This window comes from Roseomonas sp. AR75, assembly GCF_005222815.1.
In the GTDB taxonomy this organism is placed as follows: Bacteria; Pseudomonadota; Alphaproteobacteria; order Acetobacterales; family Acetobacteraceae; genus Falsiroseomonas.
On sequence record NZ_STGB01000005.1, the window covers coordinates 235,582 to 260,432 of the forward strand.

Sequence of the window (24,851 nt, forward strand, 5' to 3'; positions counted from 1 at the left end):
CCCAAGGAGCCGCCATGACCGTGCGCCGCAGCCTGTTCGCCGCCGTCGCCTCGCTCGCCCTGTTCGCCGCGCCGGGCGAGGCCGCCGGCCCCAGCCACGGCGTGGCGCCGGAGGCGATGCAGGCGGGCATCGCGCGCATGGCCGCGCATCGCGCGGCCTATCGCCTGGATCTCGGCGAGGCCCGCAATTCCGGCATCACCTCCGTGCGCGGCGCGATGGTGTTCGACGTGCAGGATGCCTGCGAGGGCTGGGCGACCCGCCAGCGGATGACCATGACCATGGTGGACCGCGACGGGCGCGCCATCGAGACCGATTCCGACTACGCGACCTATGAGGCGAAGGACAATTCCTCCCTCCGCTTCTCCCTGACCCAGTCCACCGAAGGCGCGGTCAGCCAGCGCGTGGCGGGCGAGGCGACGCTGCGCCCGGATGGCGGCGGCCGCGCCGTCTTCACCGAGCCCGCCGGCCAGCAGGAGGAGCTTCCCGCCGGCACCATCCTGCCCATGCGGCATACCGTGCTGGCGATCGAGGCGGCGCGCGCCGGCAAGCGCATCCTGGCCGCGCCGCTGTTCGACGGCACCACCGACGAGGGCGCGCAGGACACCACGACGGTGATCTCCGCCTGGACGCCCGCGCAGGATTCGCCGCCCTTCCCGATGCTGGCTGGGCTCTCCTCGGCGCGGATGCGCATCGCCTTCTTCGAGCGCGGCGGCGCGAGCACGGGCGCGAGCCAGCCGGAATACGAGGTCGGCCTGCGCTATTTCGAGAATGGCGTGGCCGACGAGATCGTGATGGATTTCGGCGAGTTCTCCGTCACCGGCAAGCTGCTGGAACTGCTGCCCGTGCCGGGCGGCTGCTGAGGCGGTTCCCTCCACCGCGCCTGCGGAGGAGGGACCAGCGCCTCAGGCCCTTGCGAACAGCGCCTCGATCTCCGCGCGGTCGGTGGTGCGCGTCAGTGCCAGCATCAGCAGGACCCGCGCCTTCTGCGGGTTCAGGTTGTCCGCGCTGAGGAAGCCCTGCTCGCCGTAGCGCCGCGTCGGGAAAGCGCGGCCCGATCCGGCGCGGGTGGAGAGCACCACCGCGCAGCCCTGCCCGATCGCCTCCGCCAGCGCCTCGCGCTCGGCCGGCGTCGGGAAGCCGGGGGCGAAGGCGGCGCAGACGATGCCCTTCGCGCCGGCGGCGAGGAAGGCGCGCGTCGCCACGCCGTCGCCGCCGGCGACGGAATAGGTCACATCCACCCGCGGTGGCGTCTCGATGGCAGCCACGTCGAAGCGCTCCGCCGGCGGCAGCAGCCGGGTGGGCCGGCGCCAGTGGCTGATCCGGTCGGCATCCACATGCGCCAGCGCCCCGAAATCCGGCGCGCGGAAGGTCTGCAATCGGCCTGTGGATGTCTTGGTCACCTCGCGCGCGGCATGCACCTCGTCGTTCAGCACCACCAGCGCGCCCAGGCCGCGCGACTGCGGATCCGCCGCGACGCGCACCGCCGCCACCAGGTTCATCGGCGCGTCCGTGGACAGGCCGGTGAAGGGCCGCTGCGCGCCGGTGACCACCACGGGCATGTCGTCCGGCAGGGTCAGCGAGAGGAAATACGCCGTCTCCTCCAGCGTCGCCGTGCCATGCGTGACGACGACGCCGGCGAGGTCGGGATGCGCCGCCCTGGTCGCGGCGATCGCGGCCAGCAGACCGCGCCATTCCGCCCAGCCGATGGCGGTGGAGGCGATGTTGGCGAAGGGCACCGCGATGACCTCGGCGACCTCCGCCAGCGCGGGGACGCCGGCGACGAGTTCGTCCGCCTTGAGGATCGGCCGGCCGGAGGAGGCGTAGTCCTGCGTATCGAGCGGCCCGCTGCCCTGGCTGGCGATGGTGCCGCCCGTGCCGATCACCGCAACCTTTGGCTTATCCATGCGGTTCACGCGAAGCCTCCCTCGATCACCGCGCAGGTCAGCCGCGAGACGCAGGCCAGCTTGCCATCGGCGCGGCGGATCTCGGTCTGCCAGACCTGCGTCGTGCGCCCTGTATGGAAGGGGCGGCACACCGCCGTCACCACCTGCCCCGGCGTCACCGCCGCCATGTGGTTGGCATTGATCTCGAGGCCCACCGCATGGCGGTCCGGCGGCAGGGTCAGCAGGCAGCCGAGCGAACCCAGCGTCTCCGACAGCACGACGGAGACGCCGCCATGCAGCAGGCCGAAAGGCTGCAGATGCTGCGCCTCCACCGGCATCTCCGCTTCCAGCGAATCGTCGCCGATGGCGGTCAGGCGGATGCCGAAGACGCCGCCGGCGCCTTTCGCGATGCGCGCATTGATCGCCGCGATGTCCGGCGGGCGCTTCCAGATCGAGGTCATCCGCCCAGTCACGCGGGACGCGGCCGCCGCGTCAAGCGCCCCGCGCCGGAGAGCGCGCGCCAGCGCCAGGTCATCAGCCCCGCGACGAGGAACAGCCCGGCAGCCAGCCCCACCCAGACGCCCACCGGGCCGAGCTCCAGCCGGAAGCCGAGCAGCAGCCCCAGCGGCAGCCCCGCGACCCAATAACCGAAGCCGGCCAGCAGCATCGGCACGCGCGTGTCCTTCAGCCCGCGCAGCGCGCCGGAGGCGACCGCCTGCACGCCATCGGCCAGCTGGAACAGCCCCGCCACGACCAGCAGCGTCGCCGCCAGGCCGGCCGTCGCCGCCGCGCCGGGATTGGCCGCATCCAGGAAGACCCAAGCGATCCAGCCGCCGGCCAGGATCAGCAGCGCGGCCGAGGCCGCCATGAAGCCGGCGCCGAGCGCGATCGCGACCCAGCCCGCACGCTCCGCCGCCGCCCGGTCGCCCGCGCCGGTCGCCAGCCCCACCCGCGCGGTGGCGGCCTGGCCGATGCCCATCGGCACCATGAAGGTCGCCGAGGCCAGTTGCACCGCGATGGCATGCGCCGCGACCGCCACCGCGCCCATCCACCCCATCACCAACGCGGCGAAGGCGAAGACGCCGATCTCCAGCAGCATCGATCCCGCGATCGGCAGGCCGATCACCGCCGCCTCCTTCAGCCGCGCCGCGTCGAAGCGCCACCAGCGCCCGAGGATATGGAAGCGCCGCAGATGCCGGTCGCGCGCGATCAGCAGCAGCAGCCCCGCGAGCATTGCGAGGTTGCAGAGCGAGGAGGCGATGCCGGCGCCGACCACCCCCAGCGCCGGTACGCCAAGCCCGCCATGGATCAGCCAGAGGTTCAGCGGAATGTTCAGCAGGATGCCGAAGCAGGAGACCACAAGCGCCGCGCCCGGCCGCTGCTCCGCCGCCAGGAAGCCGCGCAGAGCGACGAAGGCGCAGAAGCAGGGCAGGCCCCACATCAGCGCGCGGACATAGTCGCCCGCCAGCGCGGCCAGCGCCCTCTCCTGTCCCAGCGCCAGCAGCAGCGCCTCGGCATTCCACAGCACCGCCCAGGTCGGCAGCGTGGCCAGCGCGACGGCCCAGAAGGCAGCGCGAATGTCGCGCCGCATGCCGCGCACGAAGCCGCGCCCATGGCCGCGGGTCTGCGCCACCATCGGCGCCGCAGCGGTCGCCAGGCCGAAGCAGGGCGCGAGCAGTGCGAAGAACAGGTTCATGCCCAGTGTCGCCGCCGCCAGTTCCTGCGTGCCCAGCCGGCCGAGGAAGATCGTGTCGGTCAGCGTCAGCGCGAATTGCGAGAGGTTGGTCAGCACCAGCGGCCAGGCCAGGGCGAGCGTCGCCGCCACCTCCGCGCGCCAGGCGGAAGCGCCGTGGCGCGACGGGATGGCCATGCTGGCAACCATCGCGCTCCTCTAGCCCGGGCGGCGCCGGCTGGCCTATGCCGGTTGACGGGGGCGCGCCTGGGCTTGACGCATGCGGCGCGCTAGATTGGGGCGAATGACTCGCGAGGGTTTGATCACATGCAGCGACGCAGCCTTCTGGCGGCACCGGCGGTGGTGACCGCCGCAAGCCTGGTGCAGCCGGCTGAGGCCCAGGCGCCGAGCATCGTCACCGAGGAATTCATGGTGCCGACGCCGACCGCGGGGATCGAGGTGTTCCTGCGCAGCAAGCGCCAGCAGGGCGCGCAGGCCTCGGCGGGCCGTACGCTGCTGTTCGTGCATGGCGCGACCTATCCGGCCTCCACCGCCTTCGACCTGCCGCTCGCCGGCGTGTCCTGGATGGACTACATCGCCGGCCGCGGCTTCGACGTGTGGTGCCTGGACCTGCCCGGCTATGGCCGCAGCACGCGCCCCGAGCAGATGGCACAACCGCCCGAGGCCAACCCGCCGCTGGTGCGCGGCGACCAGGCGGTGGCCGCGATCGGCGCCGCTTCCGCCTTCATCCGCGAACGCCGCGGCATCCCGCGCCTGCAGATGATGGCCTGGTCCTGGGGCTGCTCGCTGATCGCCCGCCATGCGACGGAGAATCCGGGCACGGTGGAGCGCCTTGCGCTCTATGCCCCGCAATGGCTGCGGGAGGGCGCGAGCCCCGCCTCGGCCGGCGCCGGCGCGACGCTCGGCGCCTATCGCATGGTGACGCAGGCGCAGGCGCGGGAGCGCTGGACGAACGGCGTGCCGGATGCCGCGCGTGCCAACCTGATCCCGCCGGGCTGGTTCGAGCACTGGGCCGGCGTGACCTGGGCGACCGATCCCGAAGGCATGCGCCGCAATCCGTCCGTGCTGCGCGCGCCGAACGGCGTGCTGCTCGATTCGCGGGAATACTGGCAGTCCAACCGCCCCTATTGGGATCCGGCGAAGGTCACCGTCCCGACCCTGCTCGTGGTCGCGGAATGGGACCGCGACACGCCGCCCGCGATGGCGACGACCATCTTCCCGCTGCTGACGGCGAGCCCGGGCAAGCGCTGCGTCCTGCTGGGCGAGGGAACCCACACCATGCTGATGGAGCGCAACCGCGGCGGGCTGTTCCAGGCGGTGCAGGTCTTCCTGGAGGAAGCCGCGGCCGGGTGATTTTTTGTGCGTGACGCCCGCCGGCGCGGCTGGCGTTATTGCCCGGTTCAGGCGTGCGGGCCGATGATGCCATCGCGCCGGACCGGTCCGGCGTAATTTCGGGATACCCCCTCCATGCGCCTTACGCGCTTTCTGCGCCGCGCCCTGCCGGCCGCCTTCCTGTCGCTTGCCCTTGCCGCCCCCGTCGCGGCGCAGACCAGCGATCCGTCCTTCCGGCTGAACAACCGCTCCGGCGTGACGATCAACGAGGTGTATGTCTCCTCGGCCAACGACAATGCCTGGGGGCCGGACCGGCTGGGGCAGGATGTGCTGCAGCCCGGGCAGACGCTGATCATCCGCCTGCCGCAGGGCCAGTGCATCAACGACCTCCGCGTGGTCTTCGCCAACGGCCAGGCGCATGAGCGGCGCCGAGTCGATACCTGCCAGATCACCGACTACAACATGCAGTAGTTCGGGGTGCCCTCAGACGCCGGGCGCGCGCTCCGCGCGCTTGGCTTCGCGGCATAGGCCGCGGGCCGCGTTCGCGGCCTCGGCGCGCGTTGCGCGCCGCCTGGTCTGGGTGCCTTCAGACGCCGGGCGCCGATCTTCCCTCTCCCGCCATGCGGGGGAGGGTGCCGAGCGGAGCGAGGCGGGTGGGGGCGCGACCGACCTTCCCGAAATGAGCGCGCGCTTCACGCGCCTCACCCCAGCGGGAAGCGCACCACGAAGGTGGCGCCGCCGCCGGGCGTGTCCTCCACCACGATGCTGCCGCCATGCGCCTTCGCGATGGTGCGGCACAACGCCAGGCCGACGCCCGTCCCTTCGCCATCCGGCTTGGTCGTGAAGAACGGGTCGAACACCCGCTCCCGCAGCCCCGGCGGCACGCCGGGGCCGTTGTCGGCCACCCGCAGCACCGCGACCGTCTGCTCCTGGCGCAGCGTCACGGAGATGCGGCGCGGCCCGCCATGCGGCTCGGCACTCGCCAGCGCCGATCGCGCATTGCCGATGAGGTTGCCGACGAGATGCGCGATCTGGTCGGCATCGCCGCGGATCGTCGGCAGGTCGCGCGGCAATTCCACGCGCAACTCCATCCCGGCCGCCCGCGCGGCCTCCACCGTCAGGTCGAGGCCGAGTTCCACTGCGCGCGCGAGGTCCACCGCGTCGCGACGTGCCGGCTTCTGCCGTGCGCTGGCAAGCAGGCTCGCCACGATCCGCCCGCAGCGCTCGGCCGCCAGACGCACCTTCTCCGCGCGCTCCGCAAGCGGCGTGCCCTCGGCTTCCTCGGCCAGCAGCAGCGATTGTGCGGCGACGACGGCGAGCGGGTTGTTGATCTCATGCGCGACGCCGGCGAGCAGGCTGGCGATGGCGGAAAGCCGCTCGTTCCGGCGCAGCGCGTCGCGGCTGGCGCGCTGCGCCCGTTCCGCCTCCCGCCGCGCGGTGATGTCGATATAGGTGTTCACCAGCGTGCCGTCGGGCAGCCGCTCGCGCCGCACCTCGACCACGCGGCCATCGGGCCGCGTCTCCTCGAAGCGACCGACCGGCGCGGTCATGATCTGCGCAACGCGGGTGACGACCAGGTCCTCCTCGGAACGGGAAGGATCCTCGCCGGCATAGAAGTCGCTGCGGCGGATGCGCTCCCGCACGAAATCGGCCACCGGCGTGCCGGGCGCGGCCAGGTGTTCGGGGAAGCCGTACATCCGCATGAAGCCGCGATTGGCCATCACCAGCCGTGCATCCGGCCCGACGATGTTCACGCCATCGGCGATGCCTTCCAGGATGGCGCGCAGATGCGCGCGCTGCGCCGCCGCCTCCTCCTCCCGCCGCTTGATGTCCGTCAGGTCGCGCATCGAATTGATGAAGGCGCGGGAGGGCACGCCCTGCGCGCCGAAGGGCGAGAAGCTGTAGGAGATGTAGCGGCGGCCGTTCTTCCGGTAGTCGACCCAGCCTTCCATCTTCACGACCTCGCCGGCCAGCGCCCGTTCCGAGATCGGAAACAGCTTCTCGGCCAGGTCCGGGCCAATCAACTCGCTGGTGGTCAGGCCGACGATGTCCTCGGCGCGGCGGCCGGCGAATTCGGCGAATTCCCGGTTCACGTAGAGGTAGCGGCGGTCGCGGTCGATCACGCAGACGCGCGCCGGCGCGGCATCCAGCACGCCGCGCAGCAGCGCGAGCTCCGCCTCCAGCGCGGCGATGTCAGGCGTCGGCGGCAGGGTCGAAGACATAGCCCGCGCCGCGGATGGTCTTGATCACCGCGGGCCGCTCCGGCACGGCTTCCACCTTGCGGCGGATGCGCGCGATGCGGACATCGATGGATCGGTCAAAATGCTCGTCGCCGCGCGGATGCGCAAGGTCCAGCAGCGTCTCCCGGCTCAGCACGCGGCCCGGCCGTTCGGCGAAGGCGCGCAGCAGCGCGAATTCGCTGGGGCCGAGCGGGATCTCCGCGCCATCCGCCCCGGTCAGCCGCCGCGCATCCAGGTCGAGCCAGGTGCGGCCCATGCGCACGCGCTTGCCGGGCGGCAGCGCGGGCGTGCCGGTGGCGGGCTGCGATAAGGCGGGCGCGCCCGCCGCGCCGGCCAGCGCCTGCTGCGTCGCCTCCCGCCGGCGCAGCACGGCCCGCAGCCGGGCGAGCAGTTCCCGCAGGTCCACGGGCTTGGCGATGTAGTCGTCGGCGCCGACTTCCAGCCCGACGACACGGTCCACGACGTCGCCGGCCGCCGTCAGCATGACGATGCCGATATCCGATTCGGCGCGGAGCGCGCGCGCCACGGAAAGCCCATCCTCGCCGGGCATCGCGATGTCGAGCACGACGCAATCGGCGGGGCGCTCCGCCAGCAGGCGGCGCAGCACGGCGCCATCCTCCGCCTGGCGGACATCCATGCCGCGCTTCGCCAGATACTCGGCAACCGCTTCGCGCAGGTCAGGCTCGTCGTCGCAGACGATGATGGCGGCGGTGTCCGCCATTGGGTCCCTCCGTCCTTCCCATCGGCACGGGCGCATATGTCCATCGGGCGGCGTCCGCGGCAAGCGCCTTGTGGTGCAACATGTTGCACGACGATGGTGCAACAGGCGATACGAACGCATCGCGCCATGACATCCGGCCGAAACCTGGCCCCGGTAATCCCTGCGTCACGGGATGAGGGGACAGGCCATGCGCGACGACGCGAAGGAGACGCTCTGGGAGAGGCTGGCACGCCACTGGCTGGACGGCGCGACTCCGGCGCGCGCGCCGGAGGAAACGATGAAGGCGCCCTCGTGACCCTGGCGCCGCCGGGGCGTTGACAGGGGGCACCGCCGGCGCATCACTCCCCCCAAGCGGTGCGACGCATCGCAGGGGAAGCGCCATGGCCAGCCACGACGACCACGACCAGACCAAGAAGCCCTTCAAGCTGCGCAGCCAGCGCTGGTTCGACGATCCGTCGGATCCCGGGATGACCTCGCTCTACTGCGAGCGGCAGCTCAATTTCGGCATGACCTTCGACGAGTTGCAGTCGGGCCGCCCGATCATCGGCATCAGCCAGACCGGCAGCGACATCGCGCCCTGCAACCGGCACCACACGATCCTGTCGCAGCGCATCAAGGAAGGCATCCGCGACGCCGGCGGCGTGCCGCTGGAATTCCCGGTGCACCAGATCCAGGAGACGCTGAAGCGCCCGACCGCGGCGCTGGACCGCAACCTGCAGTATCTCTCGCTCGTCGAGATCATGCACGGCTATCCGCTGGATGGCGTGGTTCTGACGATCGGCTGCGACAAGACGCCGGGTGCGGCGCTGATGGCGGCGGCGACGCTGAATATCCCCGCCCTCGCCTTCTCCGGCGGGCCGATGCTGGATGGCTGGTATCGCGGGCGCCTGGTCGGCTCCGGCACGGTGGTGTGGGAGGCGCGGCGCATGCTCGCGGCGGGCGAGATCGACAACCGCCAGTTCATGGAGGCGGTGGCCGCGAGTTCGACCTCCTGGGGGCATTGCTCGACCATGGGCACGGCGCTGTCCATGAACAGCCTGGTGGAAGCCGTCGGGATGAGCCTGACCGGCTGCGCCGCCATCCCCGGCCCGCACCGCGAACGCGCGCAGATGGCCTACTGGTCTGGCCGGCGCATCGTGGAGATGGTGCGGGAGAACCTGACGCCCTCGGCCGTGATGACGAAGAAGGCGTTCGAGAATGCGGTGGCGGTCGCCAGCGCGATCGGCGCGAGCTCCAACTGCCCGCCCCACATGATCGCCATCGCGCGGCACATGGGCGTGGAGCACGACCTGGAGGACTGGCAGCGCGTCGGCGCCGACCTGCCGCTGCTGGTGGATTGCCAGCCCGCCGGCCGCTTCCTGGGCGAGGCCTTCCATCGCGCGGGCGGCGTGCCCGCGGTGATGAAGGAATTGCTGGAAGCCGGCCGCCTGCATGGCGACGTGATGACCGTCACCGGGAAAACGGTGGCCGAGAACCTGAAGGACGTGCCGCTCTCGCCGGATCGCGAGGTGATCCGCGCCTACGCGAAGCCGATGAAGGAGAAGGCCGGCTACCTCGTGCTGACCGGCAACATCTTCGACAGCGCCGTCATCAAGGTGAGCGTCATCGACGCCGAATTCCGCAAGCGCTTCTTCTCCGACGATCCCGACGTGTTCGAGGGCAAGGCCGCGGTGTTCGAAGGGCCGGAGGACTACCACGCCCGCATCGAGGACCCTGCGCTCGGCATCGACGAGAAGACGATCCTGGTCGTGCGCAATTGCGGCCCGGTCGGCTATCCCGGCAGCGCCGAGGTGGTGAACATGCAGCCGCCGGCCGCACTCATCCGCCAGGGCGTGAACGCCCTGCCCACCATGGGCGACGGCCGGCAATCCGGCACATCCGGCAGCCCCTCCATCCTGAACGTCACGCCGGAAGCGGCGGTGGGCGGCGGGCTGGCGCTGCTCAAGCATGGCGACCGCATCCGCATCGACCTGAAGAACCGCCGCGTGGACGTGCTGATCCCCGATGCGGAACTTGCCGCGCGCCGCGCCGCATGGACCCCGCCGAAGCTGCTGAACAAGACGCCCTGGGAGGAGATCTATCGCAACAATGTCGGCCAGCTCGGCACCGGCGCCTGCCTGGAGCCGGCGACGCTCTATCTGAACATCCTGGAGACTCGCGGCGAGAGCCGGCACAACCACTGATCCCTTTCGCGTCGCGTTAACCCCGCGCGGCCAAACTGCCGCGCGGCATGAAGCAGCTTCTCGACCGCCTGCAGCGGCTGGACGTGCTGGTCCTGGACGACAGCCGCTCCATGCGGGCGCTGCTGAAGGCGGTGCTGCGCAGCCTCTGGGTGCCGCCGCCGCGCGAGGCCGCCGACGTCGCCGCCGCGCTGGCCGAGCTGCGCCGCGCGCCGCCCGACCTGATCCTCGCCGACTGGGAGATGCCGCCGCCGGACGGTCTGCATTTCGTCCGCACGCTCCGCGCCCTGCCCGATCCGCGCCTGCGCCGCACTCCCGTGCTGATGGTCACCGCCCATACCGAGCAGTGGCGCATCAACGCCGCGCGCGATGCGGGCGTCACGGAATTCCTGGCCAAGCCGATCAGCGCCGGCGGGCTGGCCGGCCGCATCCAGGCCATCCTCGACCACCCCCGCCCATTCGTGCAGAGCCGCGCCTTCCGCGGCCCCTGCCGGCGCCGCCATCTTCGCTGCTTCGCCGGGCCGGAGCGGCGCATCCCGCCCAGCGTCGCGCCCGACCTCGAGGAGCTGCGCGCGGCCTGGCTCGCCTTCCGCACCCTGCCCGGCTCGCGCGAGGCGGCGGCGCGGCTCTACCGCGCGGCGCATACGCTGCGCGGCGAGGGCACGAGCCATGGCTACCCGCTGGTCACCGGCGTCGCCGCCTCGCTCTGCCGCGTGCTGGAACGCGGCCATGCACGGCATCGCGCCGGCTGGCCGATGATCGAGGCGCATCTGGCGACGCTCGCCGCCATCCTGCAGGAGAGGCTGACCGCCGGCGGCGGCGCGGCCGGGCGTGCCCTGCTGCTGGCGCTGCGCGACCAGGTGGAGAACGGCACCGCCGCGATGCGCGCCGTGGGGCTGCTGCCCGCCGCGGGCTGACGCGCTGCCAGGCGGGGCGGTTGACGCGCCGCCCCTCGCTGCCCAAGGTCCGCCGGCAAGGCTGGCGGAGGGAAGGATGGCAGGACGTCTGGCGGGCAAGCGCGCCTTCGTGACGGCTGCGGCGCAGGGCATCGGCCGCGCCACCGCGCTGGCCTTCGCCGCCGAGGGCGCCACGGTGATCGCCACCGACAAGGATGCCGCGAAGCTCGCCGAGCTTCGCGCGCCGGGCATCTCCACGCAACCTCTCGACATGCTGGACGCCGCGGCGATCGAGGCTGCGGCGAAGGACGCCGGGCCGCTCGACATCCTGTTCAACTGCGCGGGCTTCGTGCACCAGAACACGGTGCTGACCGCGACCGAGGCGGAGTGGGACTTCGCCTTCGACCTGAACGTGCGCTCCATGTGGCGGATGTCGCGCGCGGTGCTGCCGGGCATGCTGGAGCGCAAACGCGGCGCCATCGTGAACATGAGCAGCGCCTGCTCATCCCTGAAGGGCGCGCCGAACCGCTTCATCTACGGCACCACCAAGGCCGCGGTGATCGGCCTGACCAAGAGCATCGCGACCGAATACGTGACGCAGGGCATCCGCTGCAACGCGATCTGCCCCGGCACGGTGGACACGCCGAGCCTCGGCGACCGCATCGCCGCCAATGCCGCGCAGGCCGGCGGCCTGGATGCCGCCCGCGCCGCCTTCGTCGCCCGCCAGGCAATGGGCCGCCTGGCGACGGCGGAGGAGATGGCGGCGCTCGCCGTCTACCTCGCCAGCGACGAAAGCGCGTTCGTCACGGGTCAGGCCATCGTCATCGACGGCGGTTGGATGTTGTGATGTGTGCCCGCCTCTTCTCCCTCCCCCGCAGTGCGGGGGGTTCGACGCGCGGCGTCGAACGCCGAAGTTGCAGCGGCGTGCCGCTGCCTACGAAGGCTGGTCGGGGTGGGGGCAGCGCCACCGTACCAATCTAGCCGGCCCACGCCACACGGTTTAGGAAAACCGCCATGAAACTCCTCCGATACGGTCCCGCCGGCGCCGAGAAGCCCGGCATGCTCGATGCCTCCGGCACGATCCGCGACCTCTCCGGCGTGATCGCCGACCTCAAGGGCGACGCGCTCTCCCCGGCCGGCCTCGCGAAGCTCGCGGCGCTCGATGCCTCGAAACTGCCGGCCGTCTCCGGCAACCCGCGTCTCGGCCCGCCGGTGACGGGGCTGACCAACTTCATCTGCATCGGCCTGAACTACGCCGACCACGCCGCCGAGACCGGTGCGGCGATCCCGAAGGAGCCGATCGTCTTCATCAAGTCGCTCGGCGCGCTCTGCGGCCCGAACGATGACGTGATCATCCCCAAGGGCAGCGTGAAGACCGACTGGGAGGTCGAGCTCGCGGTCATCATCGGCAGCAAGGCGAAATGCGTGTCCGAGGACGCGGCGATGGACCATGTCGCGGGCTATGCCGTCTGCAACGACGTGTCGGAACGCGAATGGCAGATCGAGCGCGGCGGCACCTGGGACAAGGGCAAGGGCTGCGACACCTTCGGCCCGCTCGGCCCCTGGCTGGTGACGAAGGACGAGATCGCCGATCCGCAGGACCTGGCGATGACGCTGGATGTCGACGGACACCGCATGCAGAACGGCTCCACGCGCACCATGATCTTCGGCGTGCGGCACCTGGTCTCCTACGTCTCGCACTTCATCACGCTGCATCCCGGCGACGTGATCTCCACCGGCACGCCGCCGGGCGTCGGGCTCGGCCAGAAGCCGCCGGTGTTCCTGAAGGCGGGGCAGACGATGACGCTGGCAATCCAGGGCCTCGGAGAGCAGACGCAGCGCACGGTGGCCTACGAGGGCTGATGTCCGACCTCACCGTCCTGATCTTCGACTTCCCCAACGGCGCCTTCGGTCCCGACCGGACCGAGGCGCTGAAGCCGCTGGCCGAGGACATCGCCGGCCAGCACGGGCTGCTGTGGAAGATCTGGACGGAGGAACCCGCTGCCGGCCGCGCCGGCGGCGTCTACCTGTTCGAGAACCGCGCGGCGGCCGAGGCCTATCACGCGATGCACGCGCAGCGCCTGGCGGCGCGCGGCGTCACGGGCATCGAGGCGACCTATCGCGGCATCAACGCGCTGCTGAGCCGGATCGACCGCGCGCCGATCCCGTAACTACCCCGACTGCCGCGCGTTCACCCCGCGACGAAGCCGGAGGATGCGCAGATGGGGGCGTGGGTTGCCTTGGTCTTGGCCGTGGCGGGCGGGCCACCCGTATTGGAAACCCGCTATTTCGACACGGCCGCCGCCTGCGAGGCCTGGGCAGGCCGCATCACCACGCCCGCCCGCGCGCTGCGCCCCGATGCCGGGCACCAGGTCGCGCACTGCTTCCATGTGCGCGAACTGATCGCCCGGCTGGCGCAAGGCAGGTGACGCTCAGGGCGCGATGCGCCCGAGGCGCAGGAACTGCGTCTCGCCGGAGACACCCTGCACGCCGTCATTGTCGGTGACGGCGAAGGCGTTGCCCGCGGCATCCACCGCGAAACCTTCCAGCTTCTCCAGCACCGTGCCGCCGGTCGCCGCCAGGTCGGGCACGATGTCGCGCAGCAGGCGCTTGGTCACGACGGGCACCTGTGTCGCACCCGGCGCCGCGGGCGTCAGGCCGGCGACGGAGACCTCGTAGAGACGCTTCACCGCGCGGTCGCCCCACTGGTTGTTGCGCTCGATGATGATGAAGCGGTCGGGGCCCGCGCTGGTGATCTCCGAAAGCCCCATCCAGCCCGCGGGCGTTGCGCCGAGCGGATAATGCAGCACGCCCCATTCGCCGGTGGCCACGCGATAGCGCAGCAGCTTCGCATGGCCGCGCGGGTCGTCCCGCCATTCGCGCTGCACGGCGAGCCACACCGTCTCCTCCGCGCCTTCGCCGGTCACCGCCACGCCCTCGAAGCCGAAGCGGCTGGCCTGGTTCGCCAGCGCCTCCGGCAGCGCGATCGCCTGCTCGATCGCGCCGGTCGCGGAGACCCGCAGCAGCAGGTTCTGCGTCTTGTTGCGTTCCCGTTCGGGGTTGCCTTCGGAGGCGAGCCAGAAGCCGCCGCCGGGCCGCGTCGCGATGCCCTCGATATCCAGGTTCGGCGCCGCCTGGCCGTTCTGCGTCACCGTGACCGCCGCGGTGATGCGCGCCGGCGTCTGCGTCGCGTCCAGCGTCAGGATCTGCGCCTCGGCATAGTAGCTGTCGGTCACGGCGTAGAGCCTTCCGGCCACGCTGCGATCCGCGGCGAGGCCCGACAGCGCGCCCCAGGGGATCGGCGCGCCATCGGGGCCGTTCACCGATTCGATCGTCGGGTAGCGCGCCGGCCCGTCGCCCAGGCGATAGAGGCTGAGCGCGGAGCGCAGCCCGGTTTCCGGGTTGTCCACCTCGGCCGCCGCGACGAACAGGCCGCGCGACGGGATCGCCAGCAGCCCTTCCGGGCCGACGCCGGCGGGCAGCACCTGCAGGAAGGTCGGCGCGCGGCCCGGCCCCTCGTCGCGCCAGACGGTCACGACCGACGCGCGCTCGGAGCCCACGAAGATCAGCCGCTGGCCGCCGAAGGTGCCGACATCGACGCCCTCCGGTTCGTTGCCGCGGCTGCCGCTGCGCGCTTCCGGATAGTGGCCGATGCGGATCGCCAGATGGTCCAGCAGGTTGCCGCTGTCCCACTCCACCGTGCCGTCGCGGCGGAAGATGGTGAAGCTGCGACTGCCGGTGACCATGTCGCCCTCGTTGGCGGTGACGAAGCGGTCATCGTCCAGCCAGCGCACCGCATCCGGCTCCCGCACCAGGTTCTCGAGCGTCTGGGTCGGGCGGATCACGCCGTCGCGCCTGCCGTCCACCTGCGTCAGCGTGACGCGGCCGGCGGGGAAATGCGCGGTCACCCGGCCGGTGGCGAGATCCACGATCGCGATGTGGTTGTTCTCCTGCAGCGTGACCACCGCCTCGCCGCGGCTGTTGACGTCCACGAATTCCGGCTCGGGATCGGTCGGGGCGACCTCGGCCAGGCCCGTCAGGTCCACGCGGCGCAAGGCGCTGCAATCCAGCCCTTCGGCGGTGGTCGGGATGATCGTGAGGTTGCCCGGCGGCAGCTGCGGGATGGCGCCGCGGTTGAGCTGCTCGTTGCGCTCATTCTCGATGACGACGGCGAGGAAGCGGCCGTCGCGGCTCATCGCCGTCGAATCCGGTTGGCCGCCGAGCGCGCAGCTCTGCGTGACGCGCCGGCCGGCGATGTCCAGCACCGCGACGATGCCGGAGGGGTTCGCCTTGTCCGGCGAGGTGTCCGCGACAGCGAAGGCATGCCCGCCGCGCACCGTGACGGAAGTCGGATCGCCTTCCAGCGCGACGAAGCCGGCGGGCCGCGGCGCGGCGGGATCGGTGATGTCCACGAAGCCGACACCGCGCTGCTCGCCATCCACATAGACCAGCGTGTTGCCATCCGGCGTGGCGGTGACGATCTCCGCGATCGAACGGCGGGCGCGGTCGCGATCCGCGGGCAGCATGCGCTGCGCCTCGATGGTGGCGATGCGGTGGAAGACCTGCGGCGACTGTGCCGAAGCCGGCATGGCGACGACGCTCGCCAGAAGCGCGGCGCGAAGGCTGGATCGCATGGAGAAACCCCGGTGATGCGGGGCGGAGCTAGACGCGGCGGCGGAAGCGCGGCAACCGGGTGCGGAACGGTTTCACCGAAGCTTCGCGGAAGAGTCTCAGTCCTGTAACGCAGCTAGCCCGCCAGCGAGCGCCGCCAGCACGAACAGGCCCGTCGCGATCAGCCAACGCCGCATCGCCAGCCGCGCATGCGGCCGGGCCGCTTCGGGCATGTGGCGGGACGGCGCGCCATACCAACCGAGCCCGCCATACCAGAACGGCACGCCGGCGCGCCGCGCGCGCAGCACATGCGGCATCGAGGACAGCGCGACGCCGAACGCCGCCGCCGCCAGCAGGAACGCCAGCGCGTGCAGCAGCGCCGCCATCGGCCTACATCGTCGCGCCGAGCGTCCAGGGCGCGAATTCGGAACTGCCGAAATCGTAGCCCTCGCTCTTGGTCCGCTCGCCGGAGGCGACGCGCAGGATGAGCTGGAAGATGCGCTCGCCGCATTGCGCGACACTCTCCTCGCCGGAGAGGATGGTGCCGCAATTGATGTCCATGTCCTCGCTCATGCGCTCATACATGGCTGAATTGGTGGCGAGCTTGATGGAGGGCGCGGGCTTCATGCCGAAGACGCTGCCGCGCCCTGTGGTGAAGCACACCAGGTTCGCGCCGCCCGCGACCTGGCCCGTGGCGCCGACGGGGTCGTAGCCGGGCGTGTCCATGAAGGTGAAGCCCTTCGCCGTGACCGGCTCGGCGTAGTCGTAGACCGCGGTGAGGTTCGTGGTGCCGCCCTTCGCCATGGCGCCGAGCGACTTCTCCAGGATGGTGGTGAGCCCCCCGGCCTTGTTGCCGGGCGAGGGGTTGGCGTTCATCTCGGCGCCCTCGCGCGCCGTGTACTCCTCCCACCAGCGCATCTTCTGCACGAGCTTCTCGCCGACTTCGCGCGAGACCGCGCGCCGCGTCAGCAGGTGTTCCGCGCCATAGGTCTCGGGCGTCTCGGAGAGAATCACCGTGCCGCCATGCCGCACGATCAGGTCCGACGCCGCGCCGAGCGCGGGGTTCGCCGTGATGCCCGAATAGCCGTCGGACCCGCCGCATTGCAGCGCGACGATCAGCTCGGATGCCGGAACGGCCTCCCGCCGCACCTGGTTGGATTCATGCAGCACCTCGCGCACGAAGGCGATGCCGGCTTCCACGGTCTTGCGGGTGCCGCCCATCTCCTGGATGTCCATGTTGCGCAGGCGTCCGGCGAGCTTCTGCTCCTCGAGCATCGGTCCGAGCTGGTTCACCTCGCAGCCGAGCCCGATGGCGATGACGTGCGAGAAATTCACATGGCGCGCGAAGCCCGCCAGCGTGCGGCGCAGCAGGCGCAGCGGCTCGCCCATGGTCATGCCGCAGCCGGTCTTGTGGGTGAGTGCGACCACGCCATCCACGTTCGGGAAATCCGCCAGCGGATCCTCGCCCTTGAACGGATTGCGCTTGAAGGCGTCCGCGATCAGGTCGGCGACATGCGCGCTGCAATTCACGCTGGTGACGATGCCGATGTAGTTGCGCGTCGCCACGCGCCCATCGGCGCGACGGATGCCGAGGAAGGTCGCGGCCGGCGCGACCATCGGCGTCGGCTTCGCATCCACGCCCCAGGCATAGTCCTTGGCGAAGTCGCCCATCGCGCAATTGTGGACATGCACCCAGTCGCCGGGCGCGATGGCCTCCGTCGCGAAGCCGATGATCTGGCCGTAGCGCCGGATCGCCTCGCCGGCCGCGTGCGTGCGCGTGGCGATCTTGTGGCCCGGCGGGATGCGGCGCTTCGTCGTCACGCCCTCGGCTACCGTCGTCGCCTCGGGGATGGCGATGCGGGCGATCACCACGCCATCCTCGGGCGCGAGGCGGATCACGGGGGGCAGGGTGCGGGCGTCCATGGCGGCGTTTCCTTCGGTTGCCGGCAGTCTAGGCCAGCGGGTCAGGCGGCCGGAAGGGCCGCCGCGGCCGCAGCCGGCAGGCGCAGCACGGCGGTGCCCGGAACCGCGGTGGCAAGCTCCGCGAGATGGGCGTGGTGGGTGAACAGGATCACCTGCACCTGCCGCCCCAGGCCTGCCAGCAGGCGCAACGCCGCCAGCGCGCGGGTCTCGTCGAAGCTCGCCAGCAGATCGTCGGCGATGAAGGGCAGCGGCTCCGCGGCCTCGGCCTGGATCTCCAGCGCCGCCACGCGCAACGCAAGATACAGCTGGTCGCGTGTGCCTTCGCTGAGCTGGTCCATCGGGCAGGCCGTGCCATTGGCCTGCAGCGCGCGCAGCACCGGCGCCTCGCCTTCCTCGTCGGTGTCGAGCCTGGCATAGCGCCCGCCCGTCAGCAGCGCGAAATGGCGCGTCGCGGCCTGCAGCATCGGCCCCTGCTGGCCCTGGCGCAGCCGCTCGATGCCGGCCTTCAGCAGGGTGCGCGCGACATGCAGCCGGGCGTAGCGCTCGGCCGCGTCCTGCGCCTCGGCCAGCGCCTGGCGCGCATCCTGCGCGATCGCCGCGGCGTCCCGGCCGGCTTCCAGCCTGGCGATCTCCGCCTGCACGCGCTGCCGCTCGCCGCCGAGCCGCGTGCGCTCCTCATTCAGCTCGTGCTGCCGCGCCTCGATGCCGGCCAGCCGCGCCACGGCGCTGTCGGGGTCGAAGCCGTCAAGCTCGGCGCGCAAGCGGTCCTCGGGCAGACCATCGCCCTGCTCGCGCAGCGTCACCGCCTCCGCGGCGATCGCGGCATGCAGTGCGGCGCGACGCGCGGCGCGCTGCACGGCCTCGGCCAGCGCCGGCAGGTCCTCGGTGCCGGCGGCCGCGTGCAGGCGGGCGAGTTCCGCCTCCGCGGCGCGATGCGCGTCGCGCGCCGCCTCGGCCGCCTTGCGGCGGTCCTCCACCTGGCGGGCCAGCGAAGTGGCCTCAATCTCCGTGGTGCGCGCCCTTTCCAACCGGCGCGCAAGGCGCGCTGCGACGGCGGCGGGCGCCTCGCCCTCAGGCGCGTCGCCCAGCCGCGCGGCCAGCGCGCCGACGGCCTGCGCCAGCGCGGCGCGCGCCGCTTCCATCTGCGCGATCCGCGCCTCCGCGCCACGCCAGGCGGTCGCGGCTTCGGCCACGCTGCCCCAGGCGGCGAGCGCGGCCTCGACATCCTCGGGCTCCGCCGTCTCGGCAAGGCCCAGCAGCCGCACGGCGGGCCGCCAGGCCTCGGCGCCGGCGGCAAGCTCTGCGACGGCGGCATCGCGCTTCGCGCGCGCCACCTCGGCCTGCTCGCCGGCCTGCGCGGCGGCGTCGCGCAGCTTGCGATGCGCCGCCTCGGCGTCTTCCAGCGCGGCGCAGGCGGTCTCGGCGGCGGCGAGCAGCGTGGACAGCGTCGCGTCCGGCGGCGGCGGCAGGTGCGGCGCGAGCAGCGCGCAGGCGGCGTCGCGCTGCAGCCGAAGATCGTCGCGCCGGCGCCGCAGCTCCGCCGCGCGCGCATCCAGCGCAAGCACCGCCTCGCGCGCCGCGCGCCATTCCCGCATGGCCGGCGGCGACAGCGCGGCGATGCCGGCCGGCGCCCACAGGGCGCACCATGCCTGCTCCGCCGCGGCGAGCGCCTCGGCAGCCTTCGTCTCCGCCTCCGCGGCCTCCGCCTGCGCCAGGCGCTGGGCGGCGAGCCGCGCGGTCCTGGCAGTGTAGTCGTTCACCCGCTGCGCATCGTCGGCGCGCGCATCGGCCAAGGCATCCGCCGCGTCGCGCAGGGCCTCGAAGGCATCGGGCCGTTGCGTCGCGACTTCGCCGGCAAGCGCGCGGCGGATCTCCGCCCAGGCCGCGTCGCGCTCCGCGCGGGCCTCCGCCACCGCCTCCCGCGTCGCCACCCTGCCCGACGCGGCGAGGCGCGCGAGGTCCGCTTCCAGCGCCGCGATCTCCGCGCCGATCCCAACCGCCGCCTTGCGCGCCGCCTCCGCCGCCGCGGCGGTGGCGTCGAGCCGGTGCGCCGCCGTATCGCACAGCGCGGGCAGCGGCAGGCGGCAGGCGGCGAGCGCCGCCGCATCGCCCGACCAGTGATCGAGCGAAGCCAGCGCCGCCGCCACGCGGCGTTCCGCCTCCGCCAGGTCGCGCTCGGCGCGCGCCAGCTCCTGGTCGAGGCGGCCTTCCTTGCGCGCTTCCTCGATGGCGCGGCGCAGCGGCGCGGCGGGTGCCGGCACTGCCGCCTCGGCCAGCGCGGCGGCGGCACGGGCGAGCTTGCGCTCGGCGGGGTGCAGCGCCTCCGCGGCCGCCTGCACCTTCGTCAGCAGCGCCGTGCGGCCGCGTATCAGGCGTTGCGCGGCAAGGCGCTCGCGCTCCTGCGGCAGCCTGTCGCGCACCACCTCGGGCGCGTCCGACAGGCCAAGCCGCGCGCCGGCGGCGGCGATGCGTTCGCGCTGCGCCTCCGCCTGCTGCCGCACCGCGGGCAGGTCGCGCTCCGCGCCCTCTGCCGTCGCGCGCAGCGCCGCGAGCGCGTCCACCGCATCCTGCACCGCGAGCGTGGCGGCGTCGCGCGGCAGGGCCGCGAGCTCCGCGGCGAGCCGCTTCGCCACTTCCTCCTCCCGCGCTTCGTCCTGCGCGGCCTTGTCGAGCGCGGCGGTCACGCGCGCCAGCGTCGCCTCGGCCTCCGGCGGCAGGGCGGCTGCATCGCCGACGGCGTCGCGTTCCGCGCGCAGGCGCGCAAGCTCCGCCAGCGGCAGGCGCACCGCGCGCGCGCGGCGCAGGCGCAGCTCCTCGGTCTTCAGCGCGGCCGCTTCGGCGGCGATCTCCGCGAGGTCGCGCTGCGTCTTCGCCAGCGCTTCCACCGCATCCGCCCACTCCTTCGGCTTCACCGAAGCCTGGTCGAGGTTGCGCTGCGCGGCCTGCCAGTCATCCAGCGCCTTGGGCAGCTTGCGCGTACGGTGCCGCGTGCCGTGCAGCTCGTCCGCCGCCTTCTCCAGCCGGTCCAGCGCGCGACGCAGATGCGGCAGGCCCATGCCGGCCAGCAGCCCCTCACCCGCCGCGCCGCCACCCTCGATCAGCGATTGCGCGCCATCCCGCAGTCCGGCCGCATTCAGGCCGAACGACTTCTCGAACAGGTCGCGCCCGGCACCGCCGAGGAAGCGTTGCAGCGCGGCTTCCGGCACGACAGTCTCCGCCGTGTCCAGCAGCGTGTTCTGCCGCCCCTTGCGGCGGATGAAGGCGGCGCGGCTGCCATCGCGCGCGGCGAGTTCGAAGCCGATGCGCAGCTGCGCGGTGTCGTGCAGGAAGGCGAAGCGCGTCAGGTGCGGAAAGCCGAACAGCGCATCGCCGATCGCCGACAGCGCGGTGGACTTCCCCGCCTCGTTCGGGCCCAGCACGACATGCAGCCCGGCGTCTTCCGGGAAGCGCAGAGACGCATCGGTCAGGTGGCCATAGCGCAGCAGGTCGAGGCCGAGCAGCCTCATCGTGCGCTCTCCGCCGCCAGCGCGGCCGCGACCAGGTCCCAGGCCTCGTCGCCGAGGCGGGTCAGGCCGGCGACATCGGCGGGGATGTCCACCTCGGCGCGGATCGGCGCCGGCACGCGCAGGCGCAGCGCGTCGAGCTCCGCGCGCAGTGGTTCCGCCACGGCGCGGTCGTCCAGCGCGTCGAGGAAGGCGCGGCGCAGCGGCTCCAGCGTGTCGGCGGCAAGCCGCGCGGGCGGGCGGGTGCGCAGCCGGATCTTCTCGATCCAGAGCCGCCCGCCCGCCTCGATGGCGGCGCCGGCGCAATGCGCGCAGAGTTCCTCGATGCGGTCGGGCAGCGCGGCGTGCAGCGCGGTCTCGCCGGTCAGCGTCACGCGCGCCAGCAGCGGGCGCTGCTCCGCCTCGTCCAGCGCACCGCGCATGGCGGTCGCGAGCCGGTCGAGCAGATCGGTGTCGTCCGCCCCGGTCGCATCCACCTCGAGCGCCGCCCAGCGCAGCACGTCGAGCCCGCGATGCTCGACGGTGGCAATGCGGCCGTCCTCCACCGTCACCAGCGTGCAGCCCTTGCTGCCCGTCTCCTTGGCGTGCCGGCCCTGGATGTTGCCGGGGAACACGATCCAGGGGCGTTCATGCAGCACGCGGCGCTGGTGGATGTGGCCCAGCGCCCAGTACTCGTAGCCCTTCTCGCGCAGGCGCAGCGGGTTGCAGGGCGCGTAGGTGGCGTGCTCGCCCGAGGCGTCATCGGCGGAGGAATGCAGCACGCCGATGTTGAGCAGGCCCGGGACCGAATCGGGATAGGCGGCGGACAGGTCCTCCGGCACTTCGCGTTGAGGAAAGGACTGGCCGTGCAGCGCCACGCCGAGGTCGCGCCGCAGAACGCTTTCCGGCCGGCGTGCGGAGAATTCGTGCACGTTGTCCGGCAGCTTCAGCCGCCGCGTGATCTGCGAATGGGCGTCGTGGTTGCCGCGCAGCAGGAAGCAGGGCCGGCCGAGCCGCTGCATTTGCGCGGTGAAGAACAATCCGGTGGAGAAATCCTTCCAGTCGCCGTCATAGAGGTCGCCCGCGATGACGAGGAAGGCGACATCCTCCTCGATGGCCAGGTCCACCAGCGCGGCGAAGGCCTGGCGGGTGCAGTCGCGCAGCTCCGCCGGCAACGGCTCGGCACGCGCCTGCAGCCCGGCCATCGGGCTGTCCAGATGGATGTCGGCCGCATGCAGGAACTTCATGCGCGCCAGGATAAGGCCCGCGCGAGTCGCCGCAAATGCCGCGCGCTATTTCTCCAGCACGTAGCTGCCGGGTGCATCCATCAGCGCCGGATGCGCCGCGCTGCCCATCGGCGGCGGCTTCACGCGCTTGCCGCCCTGCGCGGCGAGCCAGGGCACCCAATCCTCCCACCAGGAGCCCGGCTTGCGCTCCGCGCCCTGTTTCCAGGCCTCCGCGCTGACCGAAGGCGGGCCATCGGGTGCCACGAAGAAGAACCCCTTGCCGCCGGGCGGATTGATGATGCCGGCGATATGGCCGGAATTGGCCAGCACGTAGCGGACGGGGCCGCCGACCAGCCGCGTCACCTGCCAGGCGGCGTCCCAGGGCACGATGTGGTCGCGCTCCGCCCCCACGGCATAGACGGGGATCGCGATGGCCTTCAGGTGCAGCGTCGCGCCGGCCAGCTCGACGCCGCCGGGCTGCACCAGGCGGTTCTCCAGGTAGGTGTTGCGCAGGTAGAAGGAGTGCGCCGCGCGCGTCATGCGCGTGCCGTCGGCGTTCCAGGTCAGCAGGTCGAAGGCCGCGGGGCGCTCGCCCATCAGGTAGTTGTTCACCACATTCGACCAGATCAGGTCGTTGGCGCGCAGCAGGTTGAACATGTTCGCCATCTCGCGGGCGTCGAGATAGCCGCGCGCCATCATCTGGCGCTCGATCAGCTCGACTTCCGGCTCGCCCATGAACACCGCCGTGTCGCCGACGCGGGAGAAATCCTGCAGCGAGACGATGAAGGTGGCGGCGTTGAAGCGCGCATCGTCCTGCTGCGCCAGCCACGCCAGCGCCATCGCCAGCAGCGTGCCGCCGATGCAGTAGCCCATCACGTTGAGCGTCTTGGACCCCGTGATCTCCCGCACCGCGTCGCTGGTCTCCAGCACGCCGAGGCGGAGGTAGTCCTCGAAGCCCAGCCCCTCCATCGTCGCATCCGGATTCTTCCAGGACACGACGAAGACGGTGAAGCCCTGCGCCACTAGGTGCCGAATCAGGCTGTTCTTCGGCTGCAGGTCCAGGATGTAGAACTTGTTGATCCAGGGCGGCAGGATCAGCAGCGGGCGCTGATGCACCTGCGGCGTGGCGGGCTCGTACTGGATCAGCTCGCAGAGTGCGTTGCGCAGCACCACCTTGCCCGGCGTCATCGCCAGGTTCCGCCCCGGCGCGAAGGCGGTCTCGTCGGCCATGGAGAGGCGCCCGGCGGCCAGATCCTCCATCAGGTTGCGCGCGCCCTGCGCCAGGCTTGCGCCGCCCGTCTCCACGGCGCGCTGGATCGCTGCGGGGTTGGCGGCGAAGAGCAGCGCCGGGCTCACCGCATCGGTGAACTGGCGCAGATGGAACATCAGGCGCTGGCGCTGCCGCGGTTCCATCGCCTCCTCCTCCGCATGCTTCATCAGCCAGTCGGAAGCGAGCAGATAGGCGTCGCGCAGCATGCGGAAGGCCGGGTTTGCCTGCCAGGCCGCCGCGGCAAAGCGCTTGTCTGCGGATGCGGCCTGCTGGGCGCCGTCCTCGCCGAAGAGCACGCGGCGGGCCGTGCCGGTCCAGGCCTCGGCCGCGGCGCGCCAGAGGTCGGCCTGCAGCGCCGCGGTGGCGGCCAGCGCGCGATGCGGGTTGCCGGCGCTGCGCAGCCCGATGGTGCGCAGCGCCCAGGCCACCTCCGCCCAGTCCACGGGAATGATCCGGCGGAACGGGTTGGCGTTCCACATCTGGTCGAGACCGCGCAGCACGGGATTGGCCGCGATGGTGTCTGCCAGGCGCAGCGGATCGGCGAAGGCGCCGGCCCAGTTCCCGGGCGAGGCCGTGCCCGCCGGCCCCATCGGCCAGAAAGGCGGCGGCGCGGCGGAGCGCCCGCCCGGGGCGTCGTTGTCGTTCATGGCCGTCCTCCCGCGCCGCGCGCGCGCGGCCGTGCCAGCATGCCACAGGCGAAGCCCTGCGCGGCAACAACGCAATGCGGCGCCGGCGGCTTCCGTCCGCCGGCGAAGCGGTCTAGCTGGCGGCATGACCCGCGCCGATGCGCGCGCCTGGGTGCGGCTGCCCTCCGGCAGGCGACTCGACCTGCTGGCGCCGACGCCCTTCGACTGGACCGATGCCGACCTCGCCACTGGCCTGTCGCGCACCTTCCGCTGGGGCGGGCATTCCGTGTGGCCGGCGCCGCTGTCCGTCGCGCAGCATTCGCTGGCGGTGCTGGCGCTGCGCCGCGCCGCGAAGCCCGCCGTCGGCCGCGCCGCGCTGCGCCGCGAATTGCTGCACGACGCGGAGGAAGGGCTGACCAATTTCGACTGCATCTCCCCGCTGAAACCCTTCCTGGGAGAGGGATTCCGGCAGTTGCAGGACCGGCTCGCCAGCGTCATCGCCACACGCTACGCGCTGCCGCCCTGGGAGGAGGAGGAGCGGCGGCTGCACAAGAAGCTCGACATCGCCATCGCGGCGGCCGAGGCGGTGCATGTCGCGGGCTGGTCGCCGACGGAGGTGCGCGCCACGCTCGGGATCAGGGCGGCCGTGATGCAGGCAGACCCGCTGGCAGCCGAGTTCGGCGGCACGCCCTGGGAGCCCTGGCCGCCGGAACTCGCGGCCTCGCGCTTCCTCGCCGCCCTCGCGCGGCTGGCCTGAGGCGCCGCCAA

Annotated in this window: 21 protein-coding genes; 10 read left to right on the top strand and 11 right to left on the bottom strand. The window is 72.3% G+C overall.

Annotated elements, in window-relative coordinates:
* Positions 1-14 precede the first annotated feature (14 nt).
* Entirely contained in the window at positions 15-860 is an 846-nt protein-coding gene (locus tag E4T13_RS20805) for a cell envelope integrity EipB family protein (RefSeq protein ID WP_137180267.1), read from the top strand.
* A 42-nt stretch (positions 861-902) separates the two neighbouring features.
* On the opposite strand, the gene E4T13_RS20810 is transcribed toward E4T13_RS20805, so the two are convergent.
* From E4T13_RS20810 to E4T13_RS20820, 3 genes are read right to left on the bottom strand one after another with little or no spacing between them, the layout of a single operon-like run.
* Positions 903-1,904 (bottom strand): asparaginase, encoded by a 1,002-nt coding sequence (locus E4T13_RS20810; protein ID WP_137180978.1) that lies wholly within the window; start codon positions 1,902-1,904, stop codon positions 903-905.
* A 5-nt stretch (positions 1,905-1,909) separates the two neighbouring features.
* Positions 1,910-2,344, bottom strand: a complete 435-nt coding sequence (locus tag E4T13_RS20815) for a PaaI family thioesterase (protein ID WP_137180268.1) — start codon at positions 2,342-2,344, stop codon at positions 1,910-1,912.
* An 8-nt stretch (positions 2,345-2,352) separates the two neighbouring features.
* The gene (locus E4T13_RS20820) at positions 2,353-3,765 is read right to left on the bottom strand and encodes an MATE family efflux transporter (protein ID WP_240791226.1); all 1,413 of its coding nucleotides are present in this window, start codon (positions 3,763-3,765) and stop codon (positions 2,353-2,355) included.
* 117 nt (positions 3,766-3,882) lie between these two features.
* Between E4T13_RS20820 and E4T13_RS20825 the strand changes: the two genes are divergently transcribed.
* Positions 3,883-4,929 (top strand): alpha/beta hydrolase, encoded by a 1,047-nt coding sequence (locus E4T13_RS20825; protein WP_137180269.1) that lies wholly within the window; start codon positions 3,883-3,885, stop codon positions 4,927-4,929.
* Between the two features lie 114 nt (positions 4,930-5,043).
* Positions 5,044-5,379: a hypothetical protein gene (locus E4T13_RS20830; protein WP_137180270.1), complete on the top strand. Its 336-nt coding sequence runs from the start codon at positions 5,044-5,046 to the stop codon at positions 5,377-5,379.
* A 230-nt stretch (positions 5,380-5,609) separates the two neighbouring features.
* Here the strand turns inward: E4T13_RS20830 and E4T13_RS20835 are convergent, their stop codons facing one another.
* A complete protein-coding gene (locus E4T13_RS20835; protein ID WP_137180271.1) occupies positions 5,610-7,130 on the bottom strand; it encodes a PAS-domain containing protein in 1,521 nt (506 codons plus the stop codon).
* The gene (locus tag E4T13_RS20840) at positions 7,102-7,869 is read right to left on the bottom strand and encodes a response regulator (protein WP_137180272.1); all 768 of its coding nucleotides are present in this window, start codon (positions 7,867-7,869) and stop codon (positions 7,102-7,104) included. The genes E4T13_RS20835 and E4T13_RS20840 overlap by 29 nt, the downstream gene beginning before the upstream one ends.
* 380 nt (positions 7,870-8,249) lie before the next feature.
* Here E4T13_RS20840 and E4T13_RS20845 point away from each other — a divergent pair, with 380 nt between their 5' ends.
* The 6 genes from E4T13_RS20845 to E4T13_RS20870 all read left to right on the top strand — a co-directional run bounded on the left by E4T13_RS20845 (position 8,250) and on the right by E4T13_RS20870 (position 13,374).
* Complete coding sequence (locus E4T13_RS20845) at positions 8,250-10,052, top strand: IlvD/Edd family dehydratase (protein ID WP_137180273.1); 1,803 nt, start codon at positions 8,250-8,252, stop codon at positions 10,050-10,052.
* Between the two features lie 47 nt (positions 10,053-10,099).
* Positions 10,100-10,966 (top strand): response regulator, encoded by an 867-nt coding sequence (locus tag E4T13_RS20850; RefSeq protein ID WP_137180274.1) that lies wholly within the window; start codon positions 10,100-10,102, stop codon positions 10,964-10,966.
* Between the two features lie 76 nt (positions 10,967-11,042).
* Positions 11,043-11,792: an SDR family oxidoreductase gene (locus E4T13_RS20855; RefSeq protein WP_137180275.1), complete on the top strand. Its 750-nt coding sequence runs from the start codon at positions 11,043-11,045 to the stop codon at positions 11,790-11,792.
* A 167-nt stretch (positions 11,793-11,959) separates the two neighbouring features.
* Complete coding sequence (locus tag E4T13_RS20860; protein WP_137180276.1) at positions 11,960-12,808, top strand: fumarylacetoacetate hydrolase family protein; 849 nt, start codon at positions 11,960-11,962, stop codon at positions 12,806-12,808.
* The gene (locus E4T13_RS20865; protein ID WP_137180277.1) at positions 12,808-13,116 is read left to right on the top strand and encodes a YdhR family protein; all 309 of its coding nucleotides are present in this window, start codon (positions 12,808-12,810) and stop codon (positions 13,114-13,116) included. Before E4T13_RS20860 ends, E4T13_RS20865 begins: the two co-directional genes overlap by 1 nt.
* A gap of 51 nt (positions 13,117-13,167) precedes the next feature.
* The gene (locus E4T13_RS20870) at positions 13,168-13,374 is read left to right on the top strand and encodes a hypothetical protein (protein ID WP_137180278.1); all 207 of its coding nucleotides are present in this window, start codon (positions 13,168-13,170) and stop codon (positions 13,372-13,374) included.
* A gap of 3 nt (positions 13,375-13,377) precedes the next feature.
* Here E4T13_RS20870 and E4T13_RS20875 read toward each other — a convergent pair whose 3' ends face one another.
* From E4T13_RS20875 to E4T13_RS20900, 6 genes are all read right to left on the bottom strand, one after another.
* The gene (locus tag E4T13_RS20875; protein WP_137180279.1) at positions 13,378-15,579 is read right to left on the bottom strand and encodes an esterase-like activity of phytase family protein; all 2,202 of its coding nucleotides are present in this window, start codon (positions 15,577-15,579) and stop codon (positions 13,378-13,380) included.
* A 96-nt stretch (positions 15,580-15,675) separates the two neighbouring features.
* Positions 15,676-15,942: a hypothetical protein gene (locus E4T13_RS20880; RefSeq protein WP_137180280.1), complete on the bottom strand. Its 267-nt coding sequence runs from the start codon at positions 15,940-15,942 to the stop codon at positions 15,676-15,678.
* A 4-nt stretch (positions 15,943-15,946) separates the two neighbouring features.
* A complete protein-coding gene (locus tag E4T13_RS20885; protein WP_137180281.1) occupies positions 15,947-17,479 on the bottom strand; it encodes a UxaA family hydrolase in 1,533 nt (510 codons plus the stop codon).
* 41 nt (positions 17,480-17,520) lie between these two features.
* Positions 17,521-20,985, bottom strand: coding sequence for a YhaN family protein (locus E4T13_RS20890; protein WP_137180282.1), 3,465 nt, complete (start codon positions 20,983-20,985; stop codon positions 17,521-17,523).
* Positions 20,982-22,208: a DNA repair exonuclease gene (locus E4T13_RS20895; protein ID WP_137180283.1), complete on the bottom strand. Its 1,227-nt coding sequence runs from the start codon at positions 22,206-22,208 to the stop codon at positions 20,982-20,984. Before E4T13_RS20895 ends, E4T13_RS20890 begins: the two co-directional genes overlap by 4 nt.
* A 45-nt stretch (positions 22,209-22,253) precedes the next feature.
* Positions 22,254-24,104: an alpha/beta hydrolase gene (locus E4T13_RS20900; RefSeq protein ID WP_137180284.1), complete on the bottom strand. Its 1,851-nt coding sequence runs from the start codon at positions 24,102-24,104 to the stop codon at positions 22,254-22,256.
* A 124-nt stretch (positions 24,105-24,228) separates the two neighbouring features.
* On the opposite strand from E4T13_RS20900, the gene E4T13_RS20905 reads away from it, so the two are divergent.
* A complete protein-coding gene (locus E4T13_RS20905; protein ID WP_137180285.1) occupies positions 24,229-24,840 on the top strand; it encodes a phosphohydrolase in 612 nt (203 codons plus the stop codon).
* The last annotated feature ends 11 nt before the right edge of the window (positions 24,841-24,851 follow it).

Coding starts and splice junctions, on each gene's coding strand:
- E4T13_RS20905 (WP_137180285.1), top strand. CDS start 24,229: ATGACCCGCGCCGATGCGCGCGCCTGGGTGCGGCTGCCCTCCGGCAGG.
- E4T13_RS20820 (WP_240791226.1), bottom strand. CDS start 3,765: ATGGTTGCCAGCATGGCCATCCCGTCGCGCCACGGCGCTTCCGCCTGG.
- E4T13_RS20845 (WP_137180273.1), top strand. CDS start 8,250: ATGGCCAGCCACGACGACCACGACCAGACCAAGAAGCCCTTCAAGCTG.
- E4T13_RS20880 (WP_137180280.1), bottom strand. CDS start 15,942: ATGGCGGCGCTGCTGCACGCGCTGGCGTTCCTGCTGGCGGCGGCGGCG.
- E4T13_RS20830 (WP_137180270.1), top strand. CDS start 5,044: ATGCGCCTTACGCGCTTTCTGCGCCGCGCCCTGCCGGCCGCCTTCCTG.
- E4T13_RS20875 (WP_137180279.1), bottom strand. CDS start 15,579: ATGCGATCCAGCCTTCGCGCCGCGCTTCTGGCGAGCGTCGTCGCCATG.
- E4T13_RS20870 (WP_137180278.1), top strand. CDS start 13,168: ATGGGGGCGTGGGTTGCCTTGGTCTTGGCCGTGGCGGGCGGGCCACCC.
- E4T13_RS20840 (WP_137180272.1), bottom strand. CDS start 7,869: ATGGCGGACACCGCCGCCATCATCGTCTGCGACGACGAGCCTGACCTG.
- E4T13_RS20855 (WP_137180275.1), top strand. CDS start 11,043: ATGGCAGGACGTCTGGCGGGCAAGCGCGCCTTCGTGACGGCTGCGGCG.
- E4T13_RS20890 (WP_137180282.1), bottom strand. CDS start 20,985: ATGAGGCTGCTCGGCCTCGACCTGCTGCGCTATGGCCACCTGACCGAT.
- E4T13_RS20895 (WP_137180283.1), bottom strand. CDS start 22,208: ATGAAGTTCCTGCATGCGGCCGACATCCATCTGGACAGCCCGATGGCC.
- E4T13_RS20815 (WP_137180268.1), bottom strand. CDS start 2,344: ATGACCTCGATCTGGAAGCGCCCGCCGGACATCGCGGCGATCAATGCG.
- E4T13_RS20810 (WP_137180978.1), bottom strand. CDS start 1,904: ATGGATAAGCCAAAGGTTGCGGTGATCGGCACGGGCGGCACCATCGCC.
- E4T13_RS20885 (WP_137180281.1), bottom strand. CDS start 17,479: ATGGACGCCCGCACCCTGCCCCCCGTGATCCGCCTCGCGCCCGAGGAT.
- E4T13_RS20805 (WP_137180267.1), top strand. CDS start 15: ATGACCGTGCGCCGCAGCCTGTTCGCCGCCGTCGCCTCGCTCGCCCTG.
- E4T13_RS20900 (WP_137180284.1), bottom strand. CDS start 24,104: ATGAACGACAACGACGCCCCGGGCGGGCGCTCCGCCGCGCCGCCGCCT.
- E4T13_RS20835 (WP_137180271.1), bottom strand. CDS start 7,130: ATGTCTTCGACCCTGCCGCCGACGCCTGACATCGCCGCGCTGGAGGCG.
- E4T13_RS20850 (WP_137180274.1), top strand. CDS start 10,100: ATGAAGCAGCTTCTCGACCGCCTGCAGCGGCTGGACGTGCTGGTCCTG.
- E4T13_RS20860 (WP_137180276.1), top strand. CDS start 11,960: ATGAAACTCCTCCGATACGGTCCCGCCGGCGCCGAGAAGCCCGGCATG.
- E4T13_RS20825 (WP_137180269.1), top strand. CDS start 3,883: ATGCAGCGACGCAGCCTTCTGGCGGCACCGGCGGTGGTGACCGCCGCA.
- E4T13_RS20865 (WP_137180277.1), top strand. CDS start 12,808: ATGTCCGACCTCACCGTCCTGATCTTCGACTTCCCCAACGGCGCCTTC.